At 67.5% G+C, this 7,451-nt stretch carries 9 protein-coding genes; 7 read left to right on the top strand and 2 right to left on the bottom strand.

Annotated elements, in window-relative coordinates; all coding sequences use genetic code 11:
• From VJ655_RS08560 to VJ655_RS08535, 6 genes are all read left to right on the top strand, one after another.
• The coding region (locus tag VJ655_RS08560) for a cysteine desulfurase (RefSeq protein WP_324110646.1) at positions 1 to 1,012 on the top strand (1,012 nt) is incomplete at its 5' end.
• Positions 1,013 to 1,019: 7 nt separating this feature from the next.
• On the top strand, positions 1,020 to 1,391 hold the full coding sequence (locus tag VJ655_RS08555) for an SUF system Fe-S cluster assembly protein (protein ID WP_324110645.1): 372 nt from the start codon (positions 1,020 to 1,022) through the stop codon (positions 1,389 to 1,391).
• Positions 1,392 to 1,405: 14 nt separating this feature from the next.
• On the top strand, positions 1,406 to 1,798 hold the full coding sequence (locus VJ655_RS08550) for an iron-sulfur cluster assembly accessory protein (RefSeq protein ID WP_324110644.1): 393 nt from the start codon (positions 1,406 to 1,408) through the stop codon (positions 1,796 to 1,798).
• On the top strand, positions 1,798 to 1,998 hold the full coding sequence (locus VJ655_RS08545) for a hypothetical protein (protein WP_324110643.1): 201 nt from the start codon (positions 1,798 to 1,800) through the stop codon (positions 1,996 to 1,998). The genes VJ655_RS08550 and VJ655_RS08545 overlap by 1 nt, the downstream gene beginning before the upstream one ends.
• A 42-nt stretch (positions 1,999 to 2,040) precedes the next feature.
• A complete protein-coding gene (locus VJ655_RS08540; RefSeq protein ID WP_324110642.1) occupies positions 2,041 to 3,012 on the top strand; it encodes a glycosyltransferase family 9 protein in 972 nt (323 codons plus the stop codon).
• Complete coding sequence (locus VJ655_RS08535) at positions 3,013 to 3,408, top strand: DUF6165 family protein (protein ID WP_324110641.1); 396 nt, start codon at positions 3,013 to 3,015, stop codon at positions 3,406 to 3,408. It begins immediately after the preceding gene.
• A 104-nt stretch (positions 3,409 to 3,512) separates the two neighbouring features.
• On the opposite strand, the gene VJ655_RS08530 is transcribed toward VJ655_RS08535, so the two are convergent.
• Both VJ655_RS08530 and VJ655_RS08525 read right to left on the bottom strand, forming a co-directional pair.
• Positions 3,513 to 4,316 (bottom strand): enoyl-CoA hydratase/isomerase, encoded by an 804-nt coding sequence (locus tag VJ655_RS08530; protein ID WP_324110640.1) that lies wholly within the window; start codon positions 4,314 to 4,316, stop codon positions 3,513 to 3,515.
• Positions 4,317 to 4,463: 147 nt separating this feature from the next.
• The gene (locus tag VJ655_RS08525) at positions 4,464 to 5,525 is read right to left on the bottom strand and encodes a GGDEF domain-containing protein (protein WP_324110639.1); all 1,062 of its coding nucleotides are present in this window, start codon (positions 5,523 to 5,525) and stop codon (positions 4,464 to 4,466) included.
• A gap of 196 nt (positions 5,526 to 5,721) precedes the next feature.
• Here VJ655_RS08525 and VJ655_RS08520 point away from each other — a divergent pair, with 196 nt between their 5' ends.
• On the top strand, positions 5,722 to 7,176 hold the full coding sequence (locus VJ655_RS08520; protein WP_324110638.1) for a coniferyl aldehyde dehydrogenase: 1,455 nt from the start codon (positions 5,722 to 5,724) through the stop codon (positions 7,174 to 7,176).
• Positions 7,177 to 7,451 lie beyond the last annotated feature (275 nt).

The following is a 7,451-nucleotide window of genomic DNA, read 5'->3' as shown; positions in this document are numbered from 1 at the left end:
CTATGAAAAGGCGCGGGAAACCGTCGCCAAGTTCATCAACGCCGATCGCGACGAAGTCGTCTGGACCAAGAGCGCCACCGAAGCGGTGAACCTGGTCGCGTCGTCGTTCGGCCTTTCCTTGAACGCCGGCGACGAGATCGTGCTCTCGGAGATGGAGCACCACGCCAACATCGTGCCGTGGCACTTCCTGCGCGAGCGCAAGGGCGTCGTCCTGAAGTTCGTCCCGGTGCTGGACGATGGGCGCCTCGACATGGAGGCCTTCAGGGGCCTGCTGTCCGAGAAGACCAAGATGGTCGCCGTCACCCACATGTCGAACGTGCTGGGCACCGTCAACGACGTCGCCGAGATCGTCCGACTGGCCCACGCGGCCGGCGCGCCGGTGCTGCTGGACGGCTGCCAGGGCGTGGTCCACACCACGGTCGACGTCAAAGCGCTGGACGTCGATTTCTACGTCTTCTCCGGTCACAAGCTCTACGGTCCGACCGGGATCGGCGTGCTCTATGGCAAGGCCGAACGCCTGGCGGCCCTGCCGCCTTACCAAGGCGGCGGCGAGATGATCGCTTCGGTATCGCTCGATCGGATCACCTACGCCGACCCGCCGCACCGCTTCGAGGCCGGCACGCCCGCGATCCTGGAGGCCGTCGGCCTGGGCGCGGCGATCGAATGGCTGAACGGTCTGGACCGCGACGCCATCTTCGCCCACGAGCATGCCCTCTACGAACGGGTCGCCGAACAGCTACGCGGCGTCAACGGCGTGCGGATCATCGGCGAAGCGCCCGGCAAGGGCGCGGTGCTTTCGTTCACGGTTGAGGGCGCCCACGCCCACGACATCGCCCAGGTGCTGGACCGCTATGGCGTCGCCGTGCGCGCCGGCACTCACTGCGCCGAGCCCTTGATGCGCCGTTTCGGCGTCACGTCGAGCGCTCGCGCCTCCTTCGCCCTATATAACACCGAGGCCGAGGCCGACGCGTTCGTGGACGCGCTGGCCAAGGCCCGCAGTTTCTTCAGTTGAGCCGCTCATGACCGACGCCGCCGCTTCCGAACCCGCTTCCGCCCAAGTCCCGTCGGCATTGTCGCAGGACGAGCTGAACCGGCTGACCGACCAGCTGATCGAAAAGCTGAAGACGGTCTACGACCCGGAAATCCCGGTCGACATTTACGAGCTGGGCCTGATCTACAAGGTCGACGTCTCGGACGAGAAGGACGTGGCCATCGAGATGACCCTGACCGCCCCGGGCTGCCCGGTGGCCGGCGAGATGCCGGGCTGGGTCAAGGACGCGGTGATGGAGATCCCGGAGCTGCGTTCGTGCGCGGTCGACCTGGTCTTCGATCCGCCGTGGGATCCCTCGCGCATGAGCGACGAGGCCAAGTTGCAACTGAACATGTTCTGATCGGTTCGAAAGCCATGGAAACCGCGATCACCGCACGTCCCCGCCGTCCGCGCCCCAAGGTCGTCACCCTGACCGACGCCGCGGCCGCGCGCGTGAAGGAGATCATGGGGAGGGCTGAGAAGCCCTATGCTGGTCTTCGCGTCGGCGTGAAGAACGGAGGTTGCGCTGGTCAGGAGTATGTCTTCGAGTACGCCGAGGAAAAGCATCCCCTCGACGAGGTGATCGAGGACAAGGGCGTCACCATCCTGATCGAACCCAAGGCCGTCCTTTTCCTGATTGGCGCCGAGATCGACTACGAGGTCAGCAAGCTGTCCTCGAAGTTCGTGTTCCACAATCCCAACGAGACCGACGCCTGCGGCTGCGGCGAGAGCGTCACCATCCAGCCCGCCGCCGAGGTGCAAGACTGATGCTGGCCAAGACCCCATCCTGCGTCGAATGCGGCCTGCCATGGGGCGCGCCCAGCTTCCGCCACGAGGACGAGGCGCCGCTCTATTGGTCGGACACGGGCCTCCTGTGCTCGGGCGGCTGCGCCCAGAAGCATTTCGAGAAGCGCCGGGCGGCGGGAACTTTCGTCTCGGTTCCGGCCGAGTGCCCGGTCGCGGTCTGATCCCGCATTGACCACAGCTCGCCGCGCGGCCTAAGCCCGGCCATGGTCCAGACGGTTCTGATCTATTCGATGGGCGAGGTGATCGGCGACGGGCTGATCAAGCTGCCCTTCATCGCCGGTCTGCGCGCGGCGTTTCCGGACGCGCGGATCAGCTGGTGCGCGGCCAAGGGGGAGACGGTCTACGCCGGACCCTTGAAGGCCGTGGTCGAGGGCTATGTCGACGAGGTGATCCTGAACGGCGCCAACGGCGCGAGGGCGCTGGACAGCCTGCCGTGGTCGAGGCCGTTCGGCGGCCGCAAGTTCGACCTCGTCATCGACACTCAGGAGAACCTGCGCCGCAGCGGCGTCGCGCGGCGGGGGGCGGCGGGGCGTTTCGTCTCGGCCGCTCGACAGGCGCGGGACAAGGCCTGGCCCGTGGCGGTCACCGACCGGCTGGCCAGGCTGCTGGCGCTGGCGACGGACGGGCAGGGCGCGCCGAGGCCTCTGGCCCTGACCAATCCCGACGCTCTGAAGGCCGCCGAGATCCTACTGCCGGCGGGCCCGACCTATGTCGGCCTCGCCCCCGGCGCGGGCGGCCAGGACAAGCGCTGGCCGTTGGAGAACTATTTCGAGCTCGCCCGCCGGATCGTGGCAAAGGGCTGGACGCCGGTGTTCTTGTTCGGACCCGACGAGGCCGAGGACGCCGCCGTGGCCGCCCGTGAAATCCCTGAAGCGCTCCAGCCCGAACGTAACCGCGTCGATGGCTTGCCGGTGAAGGGCCCGCTGCTGGTCATCGCTCTGGCGGGACGCCTCGCGGCCGGCGTCGCCAATGACGCCGGGCCTGGCCACATGCTGGCGGCCGGCGGCGCGCCCTTGCTCTCCCTGCAGCAGGACCGGCGCAAGGCCGTGAAGTTCCGCCCGGCCGCCGCGCGGCTTGAGATGCTGGTCGCGGAGGACTACGGAAACGGCATGGGCGCCTTGCCGCTCGACGCGGCGTGGGAGGCGCTCCAGCGTCTCGTGTCCGGAGTTTCCTGAATGTCCATCCTCGCGCCGATCTCGGCGGGCGAACTGGTCGACAAGATCACTATCCTGCGGGTCAAGGCCGAGCGCATCGGCGACCCGGTCAAGGAGGCCAATGTCCGCAAGGAGCTGGCCTTGCTGGAGGCCACGGCGCGCGAGCACCTGCCCGACACCGCCGAGATCGCCCGGCTCACCGAAGAGCTCACCGCCGTCAACGCCGCCCTCTGGGACATCGAAGACGGTAAGCGCGACTGCGAGCGCCGCCAGGACTTCGGCCCGGACTTCGTGGCCCTGGCCCGCCGCGTCTATATCGACAACGACCGCCGCGCCGCCATCAAGCGCGCCATCAACGAAGCGGCGGGCTCGGAGATCGTCGAGGAGAAGAGCTACAAGCCGTATCTGCCGACCTGAACTGTCATCCCGGACAAGCGCGGAGCGCGCCGATCCGGGACCGCTGGAAGCTCAGCGCTTTCCAAGATCCGGCTCTTCGCTGCGCTTCGGCCGGGAAGACAGCTCTATTTACCCTTGAAAGCCGCCGCGCGCTTCTGGAGGAAGGCGCTGACGCCCTCGATGAAGTCCTCGGTCTTGCCGGCGAACTTCTGGGCCTTGCGTTCGGCGTGAAGTTGCCCGGTCCAGTCGGCGTCGAGGCTGTCCCAGACCAGCTTGCGGATCGCGCCCAGGGCCGCCGGGCCGCGCGCCAGTTCCTGGGCGATGGCCGTGGCCGCGCCGATCAGCTCGTCGTCCGGAACGCAGCGGTTGACCAGGCCCCATTGCAGGGCCGTGGCCGCCGGCACCTTATCGCCCAGCAGCATCATCTCCATGGCCCGCGCCTTGCCGATCAGGCGCGGCAGCAGGTAGGTCGAGCCGCCGTCCGGCACCAGGCCGATGCGGCGGAAGGCCTGCAGGAAATAGGCGCTCTCGGCGGCCACGATGATGTCGCCCATCAGCGCGATCGAGCAGCCGACCCCGGCCGCCGGCCCGTTCACCGCCGTCACGATCGGCAGCGGGAAGTCGCGCAGCAGCGTCATCAGCGGATTGTAGAGGGTCTCCAGCGCCGAGCCCGCGTCGGGCTTGCCGTCGACGTCCAGCTCGCGGCCGGCCGCGCCGCCGCCCGACAGGTTGGCGCCCGAGCAGAAGCCGCGGCCTTCGCCGGTCAGGATCACCGCGCGCGCCTGGACCTTGCCGGCGGCGATCGACGAAAACGCATGGATCAGCTCGCGGGCGATCTCCAGGCTGGCGGCGTTCAGCGTGCCCGGATCGGACAGGGTGACGGTGGCGACGCCGTCCTGCGTCGAGACACGGATCTTCTGATAGTCCATGGCCTTTGGCCTCCCCAGACAGCTGGATTGTTCGTTGGGAAGACTCTAGGCGCCTTTACCCTTTGGGAAGGCTAGCGGAATTTTCAAAGGAAAACGCCGCCGATCCGGGATCGGCGGCGCGTCTGGGACGACGATGGATGGAAAGGTTCAGGCCGCGTTGGCCGAGGCCGGCATGGCGTCGGCCGAGGTCACCCGGTTGCGGCCGCCGCGCTTGGAGGCGTAGAGCGCCGCGTCCGCGCGTTCCATGACCGAATGGCCGCTTTCGCCGGGGCGGCGTTCGGCGAAGCCCGACGAGATGGTGATCGCGCCCAGGTCCTCGTTGGTCGAACGACGCTTGAGCATGCGCGAGGAGACCTCGACGCGGATCTCTTCCAGGGTGGTGGCGACGATGCCGGCGGTCTCGCGCGGGAAGATCATCGCGAACTCCTCGCCGCCGTAGCGGGCGGCGAAGCGCGGCGGGGCGGCCACGCGGCCGATCACCGAGGCGACATAGCGGATGACCTGGTCGCCGGTCTGGTGGCCCCAGGTGTCGTTGAAGCCCTTGAAATGGTCGATGTCGAGCACGGCCAGGCAGATCGGCGAGCCCTGCTCGTCGGCCTCGGCGCAGGCGCGGTCCAGCTCTTCGTCGAAGGCCTTGCGGTTGGCCAGGTTGGTCAGGCCGTCGGTGGTGGCCTCGCGGCGGACCTGCTCGAGGTGCTCGCGCAAACGCTCGACCTCGGAAGTCGACTCCGCCAGGCGCGCTTCCAGCGACTGGTTCTCGCGGTGGACCTTGCGGGTCGCGTCGGCCAGGTTCGAGACCACCGACTTGATGGCCTCCACGTCCGTGGACTTGTCGAGGTTCTTGGTCGCGCCGGCCAGTTCCTTGCCGAAGGCGGCGTTGGATTTCTGAGCGTTCTGGATCGCCTTCGAGACCGCCTCGAGTTCCTTGGACAGGATATCGCCGGCGTCGCGGATCTGTTCGTTCAGGCGCGCCTTGGGCAGATAGGTGGCGGCCAGCTCTTCGCTGACCAGCTCGGTCATCGGCTCGCCCAGCGAGATCAGGCGCGTCAATTCGCGGGCGAGGGGGCCGTCCGGATCGGCGACATAGTGCGTCCAGAGCTCGAAATTCAGCGCCGTCGGCCACACCTGGTGGCGCTCCATCAGCTCCAGGGCGCGCGACGCGACCTTGTAAGCTTCGGGACCGCGCAGCGTGGTTTCGACGTCCGACATTTCTCTTCCCCCGTTCGACGCTTTCCGTTGCGGAAAGGCCGATCGCATGGAGCGAGACCTTAGGCGCCAGAGTTCTTACGAGGCGTTAAGAACGACCAACGTTCGCTTGCGCGCGCACGCACGCTCGCCCATGGTGATCGATGATAAGATGAGCGCCGCGACGGTGTGCGCCGCGCCAGCCATTGGGAGGCCTGAAATGAATGCTCCGGTGAATCCGGCCGAAGCCCATCGGGCGGCCATGAACGACGTCCTGCTGCGCCAGAAGGCCGCGCATCTGCGCGACGGGCCGCCCAGTGTCGAGCGGCGCGTGGATTGGCTGAATCGCTGCATCGATTTGCTGATCGGACACCAGGCCGAGATCGCCAGGGCGGTCAACGCCGACTTCGGTTCCCGCTCGCCCGAGGCGACGGCCCTGACCGACGTCGCCGGCTCGATCGGCCCGTTGAAGTTCGCGCGCGACAATGTCGCCAAGTGGGTGCGCCCTCAGAAGCGCAAGACCACGCCCGCCATCCTGGGCCTGTTCGGCGCCAAGGCCATGGTCCAGTACCAGCCCAAGGGCGTGGTCGGGGTGATCAGCCCGTGGAACTTCCCGGTCAACCTGACCTTCGCGCCGCTGGCCGGCGTGTTCGCGGCCGGCAACCGGGCGATGATCAAGCCCTCGGAATTCACGCCCTCCACCTCGGACCTGCTCAAGACCATGTTCGCCAAGGCCTTCTCCGAGGAGGAGGTCGCGGTCTTCGTCGGCGGGCCGGAGGTCGGGCACGCGTTCTCGGGGCTGGCGTTCGACCATCTGGTGTTCACCGGCGCCACCTCGGTCGCGCGGCACGTGATGCGGGCGGCCGCCGAGAACCTGGTGCCTGTCACGTTGGAGCTGGGCGGCAAGAGTCCGGTGATCCTGTCGCGCGGGGCCGACATGGCCACCGCCGCCGCCCGGATCATGAACGGCAAGACCCTGAACGCCGGCCAGATCTGTCTGGCGCCCGACTACGTCATCGCGCCCCAGGACGAGGTCGAGACCTTCGTGGCCGAGGCCAAGGCCGCCGTCGGCCGCTATTTCCCGACCCTGAAGGACAATCCCGACTACACCGCCCTGGTGGCGCAGCGGCACTACGATCGGGTGAAGGGCTATGTCGACGACGCCCGGGCCAAGGGCGCGCGGATCGTCGAGATCAATCCGGGCGGCGAGGATCTCTCCCAGCAGGAGCATCGCAAGATCGCCCCGACCCTGATCCTGGATCCGACCGACGACATGAAGGTGATGCAGGAGGAGATCTTCGGTCCGGTGTTGCCGGTGAAGACCTACAAGACCGTCGACGACGCCGTGGACTATGTGAACGCCCACGATCGCCCCCTGGCCCTCTACTGGTTCGGGACCGATGAGGCCGAGAAGGATCGGGTGCTGTCGCGCACGACCAGCGGCGGGGTCACGGTCAACGACGTGATCTTCCACGTCGCCCAGGAGGAGCTGCCGTTCGGTGGCGTCGGTCCGGCGGGCATGGGCGCCTATCACGGCCACGACGGCTTCCTGGAGTTCAGCCACAAGAAGGCGGTGTTCCAGCAGCTGAAGAAGGACATCGCCCCGATGCTGGGCCTGCGGCCGCCGTACGGCGAAGCGATCCGCAAGTATCTGGCGGGGCAGATCAAGCGCTAGGTTCGCCCAAGGTTCATTCTATCTCCGCATTCCCGCCTCGAGGGCAAACCCAGGGGCGGGACCACCTCTATTCGGCCGCAAGGACAGGACGAACGGGCCGCTGGCGGTCGCGTTCGACGTCCGAGATCGGCGCCTGAACCAAAGCGCCCTTTCGACCCATAAGCGACTGCCGTAGCGACTGCTGTTAGGCTGGGTGTATGGCTGCGTCGATCCTATCACCGTTTGGACCTGACATCTGGTTGTGCGACGGCTCCGAAGCCAATGTCGCGGGCTTT

This window comes from Caulobacter sp. (genome assembly GCF_035254145.1).
Taxonomy (GTDB): domain Bacteria; phylum Pseudomonadota; class Alphaproteobacteria; order Caulobacterales; family Caulobacteraceae; genus Caulobacter.
The sequence above is the reverse complement of the archived record's forward strand: the minus strand, read 5'-3'. Positions and strand labels throughout refer to the sequence as shown.